Source organism: Bradyrhizobium sp. GCM10028915, assembly GCF_042666195.1.
Classification (GTDB): Bacteria; Pseudomonadota; Alphaproteobacteria; order Rhizobiales; family Xanthobacteraceae; genus Bradyrhizobium; species Bradyrhizobium canariense_D.
On record NZ_JBHTFN010000021.1, the window covers coordinates 161,442 to 177,642 of the forward strand.

At 64.4% G+C, this 16,201-nt stretch carries 11 protein-coding genes; 2 read left to right on the plus strand and 9 right to left on the minus strand.

The features are described from left to right. Positions 1 to 32: 32 nt before the first annotated feature. From ACFQX9_RS12615 to ACFQX9_RS12625, 3 genes are read right to left on the minus strand one after another with little or no spacing between them, the layout of a single operon-like run. Positions 33 to 2,309 (minus strand): glycosyltransferase family 4 protein, encoded by a 2,277-nt coding sequence (locus ACFQX9_RS12615; protein ID WP_377789028.1) that lies wholly within the window; start codon positions 2,307 to 2,309, stop codon positions 33 to 35. Further along, the gene (locus ACFQX9_RS12620; RefSeq protein WP_377788741.1) at positions 2,297 to 3,262 is read right to left on the minus strand and encodes a class I mannose-6-phosphate isomerase; all 966 of its coding nucleotides are present in this window, start codon (positions 3,260 to 3,262) and stop codon (positions 2,297 to 2,299) included. Before ACFQX9_RS12620 ends, ACFQX9_RS12615 begins: the two co-directional genes overlap by 13 nt. Positions 3,263 to 3,286: 24 nt before the next feature. Further along, positions 3,287 to 3,478 (minus strand): hypothetical protein, encoded by a 192-nt coding sequence (locus tag ACFQX9_RS12625; protein ID WP_018454304.1) that lies wholly within the window; start codon positions 3,476 to 3,478, stop codon positions 3,287 to 3,289. 417 nt (positions 3,479 to 3,895) lie between these two features. On the opposite strand from ACFQX9_RS12625, the gene ACFQX9_RS12630 reads away from it, so the two are divergent. After that, the gene (locus ACFQX9_RS12630) at positions 3,896 to 4,180 is read left to right on the plus strand and encodes a hypothetical protein (RefSeq protein ID WP_143273233.1); all 285 of its coding nucleotides are present in this window, start codon (positions 3,896 to 3,898) and stop codon (positions 4,178 to 4,180) included. Between the two features lie 65 nt (positions 4,181 to 4,245). Here the strand turns inward: ACFQX9_RS12630 and ACFQX9_RS12635 are convergent, their stop codons facing one another. From ACFQX9_RS12635 to ACFQX9_RS12645, 3 genes are all read right to left on the minus strand, one after another. Then, a complete protein-coding gene (locus ACFQX9_RS12635; RefSeq protein ID WP_377788743.1) occupies positions 4,246 to 6,831 on the minus strand; it encodes an EAL domain-containing protein in 2,586 nt (861 codons plus the stop codon). 150 nt (positions 6,832 to 6,981) lie between these two features. Next, positions 6,982 to 8,274, minus strand: a complete 1,293-nt coding sequence (locus tag ACFQX9_RS12640) for an MFS transporter (RefSeq protein WP_204513988.1) — start codon at positions 8,272 to 8,274, stop codon at positions 6,982 to 6,984. 100 nt (positions 8,275 to 8,374) lie between these two features. Then, positions 8,375 to 10,765: an EAL domain-containing protein gene (locus ACFQX9_RS12645; protein WP_377788745.1), complete on the minus strand. Its 2,391-nt coding sequence runs from the start codon at positions 10,763 to 10,765 to the stop codon at positions 8,375 to 8,377. Between the two features lie 316 nt (positions 10,766 to 11,081). On the opposite strand from ACFQX9_RS12645, the gene ACFQX9_RS12650 reads away from it, so the two are divergent. After that, complete coding sequence (locus tag ACFQX9_RS12650) at positions 11,082 to 12,248, plus strand: ABC transporter substrate-binding protein (protein WP_377789031.1); 1,167 nt, start codon at positions 11,082 to 11,084, stop codon at positions 12,246 to 12,248. A 6-nt stretch (positions 12,249 to 12,254) separates the two neighbouring features. Here ACFQX9_RS12650 and ACFQX9_RS12655 read toward each other — a convergent pair whose 3' ends face one another. From ACFQX9_RS12655 to ACFQX9_RS12665, 3 genes are read right to left on the minus strand one after another with little or no spacing between them, the layout of a single operon-like run. Continuing rightward, positions 12,255 to 13,232, minus strand: a complete 978-nt coding sequence (locus tag ACFQX9_RS12655) for a hydroxyacid dehydrogenase (protein WP_377788746.1) — start codon at positions 13,230 to 13,232, stop codon at positions 12,255 to 12,257. A gap of 12 nt (positions 13,233 to 13,244) precedes the next feature. After that, positions 13,245 to 15,122 (minus strand): TRAP transporter large permease subunit, encoded by a 1,878-nt coding sequence (locus tag ACFQX9_RS12660; RefSeq protein ID WP_166520838.1) that lies wholly within the window; start codon positions 15,120 to 15,122, stop codon positions 13,245 to 13,247. Positions 15,123 to 15,129: 7 nt separating this feature from the next. Beyond that, the gene (locus tag ACFQX9_RS12665) at positions 15,130 to 16,161 is read right to left on the minus strand and encodes a TRAP transporter substrate-binding protein (protein ID WP_085350285.1); all 1,032 of its coding nucleotides are present in this window, start codon (positions 16,159 to 16,161) and stop codon (positions 15,130 to 15,132) included. Positions 16,162 to 16,201: the final 40 nt, after the last annotated feature.

The window sequence follows — 16,201 nt, forward strand, 5'->3', positions numbered from 1 at the left end:
GGGTTGAAGGAGGAAATCGTAATCCTGCTCCGTCAAGCGACGAGAGGAGCAGGCTTGGCCCGGCTTTCGCTCAGGCGGGCAATTTGCCGAATCTCGGAAAGCCCAAGCAAATAGGACACCACCGATTCCCCTCCCCGGTTCTCATTGGGACGATCGGGGTGCAGGCCATCCCGGCAGCTTCCGGTCTCCAAATCGACCAGCGAGGCCGACAGGTCGTTGCTGCCCAGAAACCACGCGAAGACCCGCGCGGCTTCGGCTTTCCACTCGACATCGTGATCGGCCCGCCACGCGGCGAGGCATGCCGCGATGGTCGCCGCGGCCTCCAGCGGCTGCTGGTCGAAGGCTTGCGACGGTTGGCGTCGATCGCCAAACCCCGCCGTGCCGATCGGGCGGAATTGGCCTTTCGCTGAGGTTTGCCGCTTCACAAGCCAGCGCAACGACTCCAGCCCGATATTGACATAGCGCGATGTCTTGCTGGCAAGACCGGTCATGATCAGCGCCTGGGGCAAGCGCGCGTTATCATAGGCCAACCCGTCCTCGAACCAGACCCAATCGCCAGTTGCCACGGTGTCGAAGATCAAGATCAACCGATCGGCAAGCACGGCCCGCAGGCGAGTCGCCTGGACATCGCCCGGGACAGCCGAGCAGTAAGCATCGAGGCCCAGCAATACGAACGCCCACGCACGGGGCGAACGAAAATCTTCCACTGTCACCATTGCTTCAGAAAACAAGGCCGCGGCCCATGAGCGCCGCGACGAGCTGGCGTCGGTCAACGCGCACACGCCCAAGGCCCAGAGCGTACGTCCGTGACTGTCCTCCGATCCCTTGTCCTCCAACCAGCAGCGGTTGAAGCCCATGAAATTGCGAAATCGTCGTGTATCCGGATTCCAGGCGTGCTGGACGAAAGCGGCAAATCGCGCCGTCAGCGCTTCCGGCAGCCGCTCTTCACCCGGATTGTTGAGCGCACAGGCCACGAGCAGCGCCCGGGCGTTGTCGTCGACGCAATAGCCGTGGGCACGATCCGGCACGCTATGAACGGCATGCTGAAACAGTCCCGTGTCGTCGCACATCGACAGGAAATGGCCGAGCTGCATTTCCGGCGGGGCGCGGCTGTCGCGCAGCAGCGTGCCAGTATCCATACGCGCGATGGTCTTGAGCCGATGCCGGCGGCCGGCGTTCTCGAAGACCGACATATAGCGCTCGGCGGTTCTTTCCCATGTCATCGCGCGGCTGCTCGAATAGGCGCGCTTGCGCATCGCCTGCCGAAGCACGTCGTTGGTGAGCAACTTGGCGATTTCGACGCCAAGCGCTGCCGCATCGCCAAACGGAACCAGGATACCGCGGCCATCGGCCAATAGTTCACGGGCATGCCAATACGGGGTGGACACCACGGCCTTACCGAGGCCGAAACTATAGGCCAGCGTGCCCGAGGTCATCTGGGCCTCACTGAGGTACGGCGTCACGTAGACGTCGGACATCGAGATGAAATCGAGCAGCGTCTTCTTGTCGACGAACTGATCGAGGAACACGACGTGATCCTCGACGCCAGCCTGGCGCGCGTGCGCGATCAGGGACTCACGATAGGCTTCGCCACGATCGCGCACGAGGTTGGGATGCGTCGCACCGAGGACGACGTAAACGGCGTCGGGTCGGGTCTTCAGAATGGAAGGCATCGCATCGATCATGACTTCGATGCCCTTGTTCGGCGACAGCAATCCGAAGGTCAGGATGACCGACTTGTTGCTGAATCCGAGCGCAGCCTTGGCCGCGTCGGGTTCGACGAACGCAAATTCCGGGATGCCGTGCGGGATGATCTCGATCTTCTCGTCAGCCACGTGATAGACGGAGCGCAACAACTCCCGGCCTTTTTCAGCCATCACGACGATCTTGGACGAGCACTCGACGATGCGCGTGATGACGTCGCGCTGAGCCTCGGTCGGCTCGGACAAGACCGTATGCAGGGTTGTCACGATCGGTATGGTCAGGCGCGACAGAAGCGCCATGATCTGGCATCCGGCTTCGCCGCCGAAAATGCCGAATTCGTGTTGCAGCGAAACGGCCTCGAAGCCGCCGCTATTCAGATAGGCAGCCGCACGGACATAATCATCTTGCCTGTCGTCGTTGATCTCCAGGCCCACGGTGGCAGGATAATCGTAGACCTGGCCGTGATCGGTCATCGCGACGATGACCGTCTCCAGATCACTCCGGGACGCCGCAACGGCGCTCTGCAAGTCGGTGGTGAAGGTCGCGATGCCGCAGCGGCGGGGAAGCGAATTGCCGATGAATGCGATACGATTTACGGCAGCCAATTTGGCGTCTCCGATTGTTTGAGCGTGGCGGTCTCGACGGGAGACGGGACCAAGGTGCCGGGAAAGGCGTGCGGTGCGCGACTGGCGCTCGCGGCGCTGCGCTCTGTTAGCGCAGCAGGGTTTATCTTCGGGCCGGGATAGGCCAGCAGCGCTTTCAAGCCGCTCGCACCGACCTCGATTTCCGCGTGGTCGGCTTCCAGGAAGAACGCCTCCCCCGGCGCCAGCCTCGTCGAGCCGAGTTGGGCGTGGCCTTCGATCGCCAGCAGCCAGGTTTCTTTCGGTGCGTCGAGCATCCAAACGGAGCCTGGAGCGAGGTCCGTCTGCTCCAGCGCAAAATAGGAATTGACCGTGAGGACGGTTCGCGCGCCGCTCAGGCGTTCGGACGGCGATTGGATCTGGCGTGGGCCTGCCGTTGCCACCGCGACGGCATTGTCGATGTGCAGTTCGCGCGCTCGTCCATAGTCGAACAGCCTGAAGGTGGCGTCGCTGTGCTGCTGGATTTCCACGAGCACGATGCCGGCGCCGATCGCGTGGATCGTTCCAGCAGGAATGAAAATGACGTCGCCTGGATGAACCGGCTGCCAATCCACGATATCGGCGATCGAGCCATCAGTGATCGCGGTTCGCAACTCCGCGGCGGAGCGCAAATGGTTCAATCCCACCGCGACCCGGGCGCCGGGGATCGCGGAGACGATATACCAGGCTTCGGTCTTGCCATTGGCAAGCCCGATCGAGCGCGCGAACGCATCATCCGGATGAACTTGAATCGACAGCGGCTCGGTGGTGAAGAGCATTTTGAGCAGCAACGTCGTCTTGGGCGCAGCAAGACCCGGGCGCTCGAACCACAATTCCCCGATCGGCCCGTCGCTCGTCGACGTCTCACTCCAGGGCCGCAGATCGAGACTGCCCCAGGGCTTCGGCTTGGTTCGCACGATGGCATGTTCGACCGTCAAGCGGGCCTCCCCAAGGCTGTGCGATCAGTCGTTGGCTGTTCGTGCCGGGCGCGGACCGGTCCAGGGCGGAAGCGCATCCCATTCGGCCCTTCGCATGCGGCGCTCTTCATCGCCGACCTTGACGAAGACAAACGGAGCGTCGTCCTGCCCGGTCTTCGATCCCGTGAATGTGGCCGGAAGTCCGTTCGAATTTCGGATCGTTGCTGTGTTTGCCACGTAAACCTCCTGACGATCTGCGTGCGAGATCGCTGCCGCAGATCAATTGAAAATGGATTCCGCTGCATGCAGGCCGACGCAGCGACCCGCACCGGCACCCGAGATACCAATCGGTCCAGGAGATTTGTATTTTGGGATATCGGACATGCGACCGCCTGCGTGGTTGAGGCGGGAGCGAAATGCTCTCAGTCACCGATAACTGCCAAGGGCGGGCGGTGATCTCGAGCATATAGGAACGCCGTCACCCAATAGCGAGACGAGCGCATCAATCCGATCGGCTTTATTAGCTGTATCTTTGTGTTGGCATTGCTCTATGGTCACGCGGCCTGGCGTCTGAGTTGACGGGGTTCCTCGCTCGATTTCATTATTGGCCGGCTGATCCCCCTCTCAGAAGGGTTTTCGGCAATCGGATGTCGCATGGTTTCAACGGATCGTTTCCGGCAAGAGATTCGATCCCGGCTCGAATTGGCGAACGCGCAAGGCCGGCCGAACCTGACCATCGAGTGTGGCGAGCTTTACCGCTCCATGAGCCAGCTGCCCACGTTCAATCGATGGATGATCTTCTGCTGCAACGCGATGCGCGCGGAAATGGCCTTGACCGATCATTTGATTTTCGATGACAGGAACGAAAGCCTGCTGACCGTTCACTATGCATTGCCGCGTCAATGCCGAGCAAAATCAAACCAGACACGATCGAAGTAACGCGTTTCGTTGATTTCGATGACTAGCCGGTCGTTGCTGCCGTGGCGGCTCCGAGAGTAGACGCCCTACGCCGACCGCTTCACCGCGGTCGCGCCGGCCGGTGCAATGTCGAGACGAGCGAGCATCGCCCGCGCCTGCTCGGCGCAGTGCTCGATCAGCCAGCGCTCGAACGCTAGGGGCGCGAGCGCGGGCGCGTAGAGGAAGCCTTGCACGACGTCGCAGCCGAGCTCGGCCAGCACCTTGCGCTGCGCCTCGGTCTCAACTCCTTCCCCGACGACAGTCATGCCGAGGCCCTGCCCGACGCGCACCACAGCGGTGGCGATCGCGAGCGCGCCAGCGTCACGCTCGATGTCGCGCATGAAGCTGCGGTCGATCTTGAGCTCGCGGATCGGCAGATGGGCGAGCCGGCTGAGGCTGGAATAGCCGGTGCCGAAATCGTCCACGGAAAGCCCGACGCCGAGCTCCCGGATCGCGTTCATCGTCTCGAGCGCGGCGACGCTGTCCTGCATGAATGCGCCCTCGGTGATCTCGAGCATCAGCGCATCCGCCGCCAGATCGTATTCGGCGAGGATATCCTTGAGCCGCGCGGCCAGCGTGACGTTGCGGAAATTGATCGGCGACAGGTTCACCGACACGGATGGAATGTTCAGCCCAGCGCGGCGCCAGCTCGCCATCTGCCGGCAGGCCTCGCGCACGGACCACAGGCCGATCTGCTCGATCAGGCCGCACTCTTCGGCGAGTGGGATGAATTTTGCCGGCGAGACGTCGCCAAGCTCGGCATCGTGCCAGCGCGCCAGCGCCTCGACGCCATGGATCGCGCCGTCGCAGCTGCGGATCTGCGGCTGATAGCGGAGGGTCAGCGTGCCCTCGGCGATGGCGCGGCGCAGCGCCGCAATCAAGGCCAGCCGCTGCTCGGTGAGCCCGTTCATCTCGGCGCTGAACAGGCGATGGGTCGAGCGGCCGGCCTGCTTGGCCATGTACATGGCCGCGTCCGCCTGCTGCATCAGGGTGTCGATGTCGGTGGCGTGATCGGGATAGAGGCTGACGCCGATGCTCGCCGACATCTGCAGTTGCCTGGAGCCGAGCCGCAGCGGCGCGGCCAGCGCTTCGGTGATTCCGGCCGCGACGCGCTCGGCACCCTCGGCGTTGCGCTGCGGCAGCAGGATCACGAACTCGTCGCCGCCGAGTCGCCCCAGCATGTCCTCGGGCCCGATCTGCTCGCGCAGGCGCTGCGCGAGCTGGATCAGGAGCTCGTCGCCGGCGGCATGACCGAGTGTGTCGTTGACGTCCTTGAAATGATCGACGTCGAGGAAGGCCAGCGCGACGTGGCTGCCGGTCGGGCAGGCATCGATGGCGGTGGTGATCAGGCGCCGCAATTGCGCGCGGTTCGGCAGGCCCGTGAGGATATCGTGATAGGCGAGCCGCGCGATCTCGGCGCGCGCTTCCTTGCGCTCGATCGCGAAAGCGCCGAGATTGACGCAGGCCTCGACGATGCGCCGATGCCAATTGCTCGGCGCGCGCGGCTCCCGGTAGTAGAAGGCGAAGGTGGCGATGACCCGTCCGTCCTTGGCCTTGACCGGCGTCGACCAGCATGCGCGCAGGCCAATCGCGAGCGGCATCGCCTTGTACGGCCGCCAGCGCGGATCGGTCTCCAGATCCGTCGCCAGCACCGGCTCGCCGTAGAAGGCCGCGGTTCCGCACGACCCTACATTGGGGCCGATGGCAACGCCGTCCAGTGCGCGGGAATAGTCCTCGGGCAGGCTTGGGCCGCCGAGCGGATGGATCAGGCCCGCGGCATCGATATGAAGCAGCGAACAGACGACGTCGGGCGCGATCTGCTCGACACGGCGGCACAGCCGGTCGGCGATCTCGCCGATCGGAACCTCGTCGGCGAGCGCGCCCATGATGAGCTGCTGCAGCGAGCGCAGCTGCTTGGTCTCGGTGATATCCTCGAGCAGCGCGAAGATGTGCTTGACCTGGCCCTTCCTGTCGCGGAAGGCATCGATGCGAGCGCAGACCCAGATCTCCTCGCCGTCCTTGTCATAGGCGAGCATCTCGACCTCGCCGCGGTGGCCACCCTCCATCAGGCGCTTGACGAGCTTCGCAACGGCCTTGCGATCGGTGTGGCGGCCGGCGAGCAGGCCCCTGGCACGGCGGCCCTCGGCTTCCTCGCTGGTGTAGCCGAACAGCGTCGTGAAGGCGGCATTGACGTAGACGATGTCCTGGTCGGTGTCGGTGATGAGCACCGCGCGGTTGGTCTGGTCGGAGACGGCGTGGAGAAGCCCGATCCTGGCGCGGCGTTCGGCATCCGCGGTGACGTCGCGCGCGAACACGATACGATAGGTAATGCCTTCACTTGCAATGGCTGAAAGCGAGATGGCCGCCCGGATGCGGCTCCCGTCGTTTCGCATGAGGCTGATCTCGTCACGGAATTCTGCAACCGGATCGGCCTGAAGGCATTTGAGGGTGAGAATTTCGGCGTCGTGACCGAGCACATCAGCGCGTGCGAGTTTCCAAATCCGCTCCGCACCGGCATTGAAATGCGTGATGCGATGCGCGCTGTCGACGATGACGATGCCCTCGTCGGCGCGTTCGAGCGCGGCCAACAGCACTTCCGGAGTTTCTGTCATGGCACAATCGGAGGCGGACATCGCTAGACCCGGAGGCATCGGGAAATATGCAACCGACGCTAGCGCCACCATGGTGTCCAAGTCGTTTTTGCAGTCCCCTCGCACCGCGCCAAGATGCGACATGATTAACATTCCGCGAAAGAAACGAAGGTAATTGGGCGCGCACGGAACCTATTCGGCGCCGGTTTCCACCTGAAGCTTGCCGGCAACGGCGCGCACCTTGCGGGGCGCAGCTTGCCAGATCGAGAGCGCCGACAATCCGCTCACGATGATGGCGACGCCAAAGGCCAGCGTGTAGTCGCCGACCCGATCGTAAAGCAAGCCGGTGACCCAGGGACCGGCAGCGCCGCCGGCCAATGCCGCCAGCATGATCGTGCCGAAAATGCTGCCCTGGTGCTTGCCCTGAAAAATCTCGAACACCACTGCGCCCATGATCGAGGTCAGGCCGTAACCGAGCGCGCCTTGCGTGAACACCATGAGGTAGACCAGCCACAATGACGGCTGGAATTTCAGGGCCATCAGCGCCGCGAAAGAGATCGCAAAGCCCGCGCAGCTGATCGCCCACACCCATTCCCGCCCGATCCGGTCGGAGACATGGCCGAGCAGGATCTGGCCGGGAATGCCGAGCAGGCTGACGATGCCGAGTGCCCACACCGCGACACCCGGGCTAAAGCCGATGTCGAGCAGGAATTTGGTCTGGTGCACCTGCACCGCGTACCAGATGTAGAGGCCGCAGAAATAGCCGAGCGCGATCCACCAGAACCGTGTCGTGGCGACCGCTTTCCGGAGTGTCCATTCGGTCCCGGCCCAGACGGGATCGACGATGTTGGAGACGGGTTTTGCGGCGCCTGCGGCCGGGGCCGCATCGCCGTCAGGCCGCAGGCCGATATCCTCCGGACGTCGATGCAGGAACAGATTGATCGGCGCCAGCACGATCAGGATCATCAGGCCCATCGCCGTGCAGGCGGTGCGCCAGCCGGTCCCTTCGATCATGTGCTGCACCCATGGCAGCAGCGTCACCGAGCCGATGCCGACCCCGGCGAAGGCGATGCCGATGGCGAGGCCGCGCGTGCGGATAAACCAGTTCGGCAGGAACAACGACTGTCCGGAATAGCCGAGACACACCGAGCCGGCACCGACCATGACGCCGATGGTGACGTAGAGATGCCAGGGCTGGCTCGTGAGCGGCGCGAGCAGCAATCCGCCGCCCATCAGAACCACGCCGAGCTCCATCACCGCGCGCGGGCCGGCGCGGTCCATCAGCCGGCCGATCAGCGGGCTGACCATGCCCGAAACGACGAAGCCGAAGGAGAAGGCGCCCGCGGTGACGCCGCGCTCCCAGCCGAATTCGGAGATGATGGGAGGAAAGAACAGCGAGAAGGCGGTGCGCGCGTTGACGCCGATGGCCATGGTGACGAAGGTCACCGCGACCACGACCCAGCCGTAGAAGAACGGAAGCCGCATTGTGTGTTTCATCCCTGGACGGTCCTTCCGACCATCCGGGACCGCCCGGGTCAAGCGCTTTTCGCGCATGCCTCATTGAGCGATCCTTGGGCGGCCGCCCTCAGGCCGCGTCGCGTTGCGACGATTTGGCGGGCGCGTCGAACAGGATCCGTTCGATCGGCTGCGGGCGGCCGAACAGATAGCCTTGCGCGAAATTGACGCCGAGCGCCTTCAGCCGCTCGTACTCCTCGCGGGTCTCGACGCCCTCGGCGGTGACCGACATGTCCAGCCCGCGCGCCAACGTCACGATCGAGGAGATGATGGCGGAGCTGCGCGGCTGATGCGTGAGGTTCCGGATGAACGATTTGTCGATCTTGATCTTGTCGAACGGGAAAGCGGTCAGATAGCTGAGCGACGAATAGCCGGTGCCGAAATCGTCGAGTGCGAGCGCGATGCCGATGCTCTTCAGCCGCTCCATGAAGGCGTGGTTCTCGACGCCACGCTCCAGCAGCACGGATTCCGTGATCTCGATCTCCAGCCGCTGCGGCGGCAATCCGGAATCGGCGAGCGCCGCGCTGATCATCTCGAACAGCTCGGCCTCCTTGAACTGGATCGGCGACAGGTTGACGGCGACCGCAAGATCGGACGGCCAGCCGGCCGCGTCCGCGCAGGCGCGCCGCAGCACAAACTCGCCGAGCGGCACGATCAGCCCGGTCTCCTCCGCAAGCGGGATAAACTGGTCCGGCGCAATCAAGCCGCGCGTCGGATGCCGCCAGCGCACCAACGCCTCGAAGCCGCGCCGCGTGCCGCTGAGGGCGTCGACGAACGGCTGATAGTGCACCTCGAGCTGGCACCGCGCGATGGCGTCGCGCAGATCGCCTTCCAGCGTGCTGCGCGCCTCGAGCTCGGCCGACATCGCCTTGTCGTAGATGGTGAAGCAGTTGCGGCCCGACGATTTCGAGCGGTAGAGCGCCAGGTCCGCCTTCTTCAGCAGCTGCTCCTGATCGCTGCCATGATCGGGCGCGATCGCAATGCCGATGCTGGTACCGATCTCGACGCGGTGTCCGGGAAGAAGGAACGGCTCGGCCACGAGCTTGGCGATCCGCCCCGCCAGTTCGGTCGAGCAGACGCGCTGATCCTCGCAAGCTTCCTGGATGATGGCGAATTCGTCGCCGCCGAGCCGGGCCAGCACGTCGCTGGTGCGCAAAGCGGATTTCAGCCGCTGTGCGACCTGACGCAGCAGCGCATCGCCGGCACCGTGACCGAGCGAGTCGTTGACGTTCTTGAAGCGGTCGAGGTCGAGCATCAGGATCGAGAAGGTCGGACCGGCGTCCTTCAAACGGCCCTTGAGCTCGTCGAGCCGGGCCAGGAAGAAAGCGCGGTTCGGCAATCCGGTCAGGATGTCGGTCTGGGCGAGTTCGAGCACCCGCCGGTTCGCCAGTGACAGCCGCTGCGAATTGCGGCTTGCGAGCATGAGATAGGTCGAAAGCGACAGCGTCAGCAGCATGCCGACGATCAGCACCGCACCCGCGCGATCGTAAGTCGTCTCCAGCGGACCGCCGGCAGCCGGAACCGCCCGCACCTGCCAATCGGTGTCGCCGATCTTGAGATTGCCCGACCAGTGCAGGGTCCGCGCGACGTCCCGCATCGTCTGCGGCGCCGTCGCGGCCGACGAGTAATCCGGCAGCATTTGCTCCAGGCCGACGATCTGACCCGCGAACGGCGGATAGACGTTGACGCTGACCGCGGGGCTTGCCCCGGTGGTCACGCGAATGGACTGGATCAGCAGCGGCAGGTCGAAGACGCCGACGACGAAGCCGACGAGATTGCGGCGCCGGTCCACGACCGCGTCGCGCGACGTTCCCTTGGCGTAGACGGGAATGGCGACGAGGACGTCGGGCAACCGGCCGCCCTCCTTCGGCTCGTAGAGGCGGGTGCGAATGGCCCCTATCCGGTCGGTGTCGCGCGCGCGCTCGAGAACCGCGCGGCGCTCCGGAACGGTCGCGTAGTCCATTCCGTAGACTGGAGACGTCTTCGGCTGGGTCGAGTAGAACACCGGAAAATATTCGTCGCTCTGCGGCGCGGTCGCGAACGCATCGCCCTGGAGCGACTTGATGCGATAGCCGGACACGCCGTCCGTGATCGCCGCGGCCTCGTATTCGGCGCGCTCCTTGCGGTTCACCCGCGGCACCCAGGAGATGCGCAGCATGCCGGGATGGCGCTCGAACAGGCGGGCGCTGAAGGTCTCGAATTCGCTGCGGGTGATCTCCTGATTGGTCGATTCGAACAGCGTGCGCAGCGCGACGAGCCTGGAGATGTACTCGCTCATGCCGTTCTGCATGACGATCACTTCGGTCTCGGCCGCGTTCTCGAACTCGATCTTGTTGACGCGGCCTTCCCATCGCGCCACGGCGGCTGCAGCCACGACCGAAAACAGAAGACCGACGCCGACTGCGACGAGCGCAGGGCGATAGAGCCCGAGCAGCGGCGCGGCACGCCACCATCCGGTCATACGCCCCCGATCCTGATCGTTCTGATCCCGACCGCCCATTCCAAAAACCGCCGTCCCCTGTCCCGCTCAACCGAACCTCTGGTTGAGCCGCCGGAGCCACTATCGGAACAGGACCGCGGTTAAGAACTGCACAATTTCGGAACCCGGCTTTTCCGCATTACCCGGTTTAGTTAATGAAGTGCAGGATGATGCGGGCTCTGTCGAAGCAAGTTGCCGGTTTTCCCCGGAGTAGTACGGAGCCGTCGATACATCGCCGATTCATCCCGTGGCGATAGCTTTCACGAAGCTACTCACCGCACCCGGCAAGACTTTTCTGATGTATCGATCTCGATCTGCGACATGCATCGTCATGACCGTCGCCGTCCTGGCAGCAATCATGCTGCCGGCGAAAGCCGACGAGATCGGCGTCAGCGAGGATGCGATCCTGTTCGGCCAAGCCGCAGCGCTCGAGGGTCCCTCCTCCACACTCGGACAGCGCATGCGGCAGGGCATCGTCGCAGCCTTCACCGAGATCAACGCCAAAGGCGGCGTCCACGGCCGCAAGCTCCAGCTCATCAGCCGTGACGACGGCTACGACCCCGACCGCTCGCTGGCGCAGACGCTGCGGCTGATCGAGGACGACAAGGTGTTCGCGCTGATCGGCGCGGTGGGCACGCCGACCGCGGTGGCGACGATACCGATCACCAGCGCCAGGAACGTGCCCTTCATCGGTCCCTTCAGCGGCGCTGAATTCTTGCGCGACCTCGAGCTTGCGAACGTGGTCAACATCCGTGCAAGCTATGGCGCCGAGGCCGAGGCGTGGGTCAAGCATCTCACCGAGGATCGCCATTTCACCCGCATCGCCATTTTCTACCAGGACGACTCGTTCGGGCGCGATGGTCTTTCCGGCGTGAAGCGCGCGCTTGCCAGGCGCGGCCTCGAGCTCGCCGCCGAAGGCACCTTCGAGCGCAACACCCGCGCCGTCGCGTCGGCCTGGCGCACGATCAAGCGCGTCGAACCCGAGGCGATCGTCATGGTCGGGACCTACGGTCCCTGCGCCGAGTTCATCAAGCTCGCGCACCGCAGCGGCGCCAGTCCGACCTTCGTCAACATCTCCTTTGTCGGCGCCGTTGCGCTCGCCAAGGAGCTCGGCCCCGAGGGCGAAGGCGTCGTCGTCACGCAGGTCGTGCCGTTTCCCTGGGACCGCTCGCTTAAGCTGGTCGCCGACTACCAGGCGGCGCAGACGGCGTTCGACCCGGCGCTGACACCGAATTTCGTGGCGCTCGAAGGCTATATCGCCGGCCGTCTCGCGGCCGCGGCGCTGGAACAAGCCGGACCGCAACCGACGCGCGCGAGCCTGCTGCGCACCATCAACGATGTCGGCCGCTTCGACATCAGCGGCAGCACCATCACCGTCGGCATGCGCATGCTCGACGCGCCGCCGAAGGTGTTTTTGACGGTGATCCAGAAGGACGGGACGTTCAAAGCGGTGGACCGGCTATAGAGCGGATCACGGCCGCCGCGTCCAGCGGTCGGCGTTGACGGCGCCTTGCGGGATCTCGCCTTTGACGATCGCTTCGACCTGGCGCACGGTTTCCAGCGACTGATATTCGATCGCCTGCGGCGTCAGGCCGCCGACATGGGGCGTGGCGATGACGTTGGGAAGCTTCGCAAGCTCCGGGCTTGGCATCTGGTCGGGCGCGCGGCCCACATCCATCGCGGCACCCGCGATTCGATTCTCAAGCAACGCCTTCGCCAGCGCCGCTTCATCGACGAGGTTGCCGCGCGAGAGATTGACGAAGACGGCATGCTTCTGCATCCGCGCCAGCGCCGCCTCGCCGATCAGATTTTCGGTCTGCTCGTTGGCGATGGCAAGGCAGACGACATAGTCGGACGCGGCGAGGAGCTCGTCGAGGCTGACCTGCCGGATGGCACCGTCGGTCACGGTCGCAAAGGGGTCTGCGACCAGCACCTCCATGCGCATCACCTTGGCGATTTCCCCGAGATAGCGCCCGATGCTGCCATAGCCAATGATGCCGATCTTGCTGCCGGCGAGCTGCCGTCCCATCCGCGCTTCCGGCTTGCGGCCGGCGTGATAATCGGCCGTCGCTCGCGATACGCCGCGGGAGAGATCGACCATGAAGCCAACCGCGAGCTCGGCAACCGCTTGCACGAAGCCAGGCCCGGCGCGGGTCACGAGCACGCCGGCGTTCGAGGCCGCCTCGACATCGACGTTGCGGATGTCGACGGCGCAGCGGACGAAGGCGCGCAGGCGCGGCAGTTGCGCAAAGATCTCGCCGCGTCCCTCGGTCATGCGATCGGCCACGATGATGTCGACATCTTGCGCAGCGCGCACGAGGCTGGCTGAGACCAGCGTCTCATCGCTCTCGTGCAGGATCACCTCGGCGGTCGCGCGCAAGCCGTTCAGGCTGCGATCGCCGTAGTAATTGCGGCGCATCTCCGGCGTGTGGGCCAGCAGGACTTTCACGGCGATACTCCCTCAATAGCCGAACGCGCGCGGCAATGCCGTGCTGAGCCATGGCACAAACGCGATCACGAGCAGGCAAAGGAACAACAGGCCGAGATAGCCCATGATCGGCTTCACCGTCTGCTCGATCGGCACATTGCCGATCAGGCAAGCGCCGTAAAGCCCGAGCCCGAGCGGCGGCGCGAACAGGCCGATGCCCATCGCGATCACAAGCACGACGCCGAAATGCAGGGGATCGATGCCGAGCTGCACGGCCACCGGCAACAGCAACGGCCCGAAAATAATCAGCGCCGCCGCGCCTTCGAGCACCGAGCCCATCACGATCAGCACGGCGATTGCGAGCAGGATGAACAGCCAGGTGCCGCTGGTCTTGGACAATCCCAGCATGAAATCGCCGACCGCGTGCGGCACCTGCTGCAGGGTCAGCGTGAACGCCAGCGATTGCGCTGCGGCAACGATGAACAGCACGAGCCCCGCGCGCGTCGCGCCCTGGACGAAGCTGTGCGCAGCCGATGTGAAGCTGAGTTCGCGGAACACCACGCTGCCGACGACGAGTGCATAAGCCACGGCGAAGGCCGAGATTTCCGTGGCGGTGGCAAAGCCGCTCTTGAAGCCGAAGAAGATCATGAAGATCAGGCCGAACGAGGCGATCGCACCGCTCCACAGGCCCGACACCGGCATCTGCGGCGCGATGACCTCGGCATCAGCTGGAGACTCAGTTGGAGTCTCAATTGGAGTCTTGCCGAAGATGATGGAGACGGCGATCAAGGCCAGCGCCATCAGCGCCGCGGGCAACAGCCCTGCGACGAACAGACCACCGATCGACAGGTTCGCGACGAAGCCCAGGATGATCAGGTTGATGCAGGGCGGAATAGTCTCCGCCATCACCGCGGAGGCTGCGAGCAGCGCCACGGCGCCGCCCGGATTCTGCTTGGAGCGGCGCGCGGCCGGAATCAGCACGGAGCCGACCGCGGCGACGTCGGCCATCTTCGAGCCGGAAATGCCGGAGAACAGCACCATCGAGGCCACCATCACGACGTTCAAACCGCCGCGCATGCGGCCGACCCCGCGCTGCAACAGCTCGATCAGCCGCACCGACATGCCGTTGGCTTCCATGAGGTAGCCGACGAGAATGAAGAACGGAATCGCGAGCAGCACGAAATTGTCGATGCCGCGCGCCATCTGCTGGGCGAAGATCACGCCGGGCAGCGCGCCCTCGACCCAGATGAAGATCAGCGCGGCCAGCGCCAGTGCAAAGCCGATCGGCAAGCCACCGACCAACGTCGCAAAGAAACCGATCAGCATCAGCGTGCCCGCCGACGGCACCGTGGCGGGCGACAGATAATCCCAGGCGAGATAAAGGCCGGTCACGACGGCAATCGCGACGAGGCCTCTGACGATGTCAGGGAGCGGCCTGGCGCAGAGCTGGTCGATCGCAAACACCGTCATGAACAGCGCGCCGGCGCCCATCGGGTAGAAGGTCAGCTCCAGCGGCAGGCCGGATCCGGTGGTCTGGCCCGCCGTCAGCGAGCCGAGCTTGATGGCGTTGTAGGCGACGTAGCCCGAAATCAGCACCACCAGCAGCGCGCTCGCGGCGTCGACCAGCGCGCGCAGCCGTACCGGAGCCAGATCGCGGAAGAAAGAGACGCCGACATTCTCGCCGCGCGCGAGCGCGCTCGCCGCGCCGAAGAAGGCCGATCCGACCATCAGTCCGCGCGCGACGTCGTCGGACCACTCCACCGGCGCGTTGAAGCAGAAGCGCAGCAGCACGGAACCGCAGACGACGACGAGATCCGTGGCCAGCAGGATGGCCGCGATCGCGTCGCTGAAGCGAAGCAGCAGGGCGATGCTCCCGTGGCGGCCGCCCGAGAGAGGTACGGCAGCTGTCATTGCCACGTCAGGCCTGCGTGGCGCGGATGATGTCGATCACGGCCTTGGATTCCGGCCGCGCCTTCATGAAGTTCTCGATCTGCGGCGCGACGCGCTTTTTGAACGCCTCGCGGTCGCATTCGGCCACCGTCACGCCCTTTTCGGTCAAGGCCGACAGCGCTTCCTTCTCGACGGCGAGCCCGTGGGTCCGCGTGTCGGCCGCAGCCTTCTTCGCGGCATCGAGAAATCCCTCGCGCAGCTTCGGATCCATGCGATTGTAGGTCGTGTCGCTGAAATAGATCGCGAGCGGCGAGAAATTGTGCTGCGTCAATGCATAGAATTTCGCCGTTTCGAAGAACTTGCTGGCCAGGATGGTCGGCGGGTCGTGCTCTAGCCCGTCCAGCACGCCGGCCTGCAATGCCGTGTAGATTTCGCCGAACGCCAGCGGCGTCGCGGCGGCTCCCATCAGGCGCAGGCATTCCGTGATGACGGGATTTGGCAGCGTGCGGATCTTGAGACCGGCGAGATCTTCCGGCGTCTTCACCGGCTTCCTCGCAAGTACGCTGCGTGAACCGAAATTATAGGCCCAGGCGATGATGCGGATGTTGCTGCCCTTGAGCAGCGCGTCCTCGATCGGCTTGGCCGCGCCAGCGTCGAACGCCTTGGTCTGCTGCGGAAAGCTCGAGAACAGAAAGCCGAGGTCGTAGGTGCCGACCAGCGGCACCAGATTCGCCGAGATCGAGGAGCCCGACACCATGAGGTCGATGACGCCGAGCTTCACTGAGTTGATGACGTCGATTTCCTGACCCAATTGGTTGTCGGGAAAGAACGCGACCTCGACCTGCTCACCGAGGCCGTTCGCCTTCAGGTTCTTCACCAGATTGTCGTAGTAGACCCGGCCGTTGGCGAATTTGGGATCGTTCGGCAGCGACGAGGAGCATTTCAGCTTCAGCGTCGCGGCTTCGGCGCGGCCGATGAGTGCGGGGGAAAGCACGAGGCCGGCGGCAAGTCCCGTCGACGACTTGATGAACGCGCGACGGTTCACGGGCACGATGGACATAATGCGGTTTCTCCCCAATTATTGTTTTTCGAGCAACGGT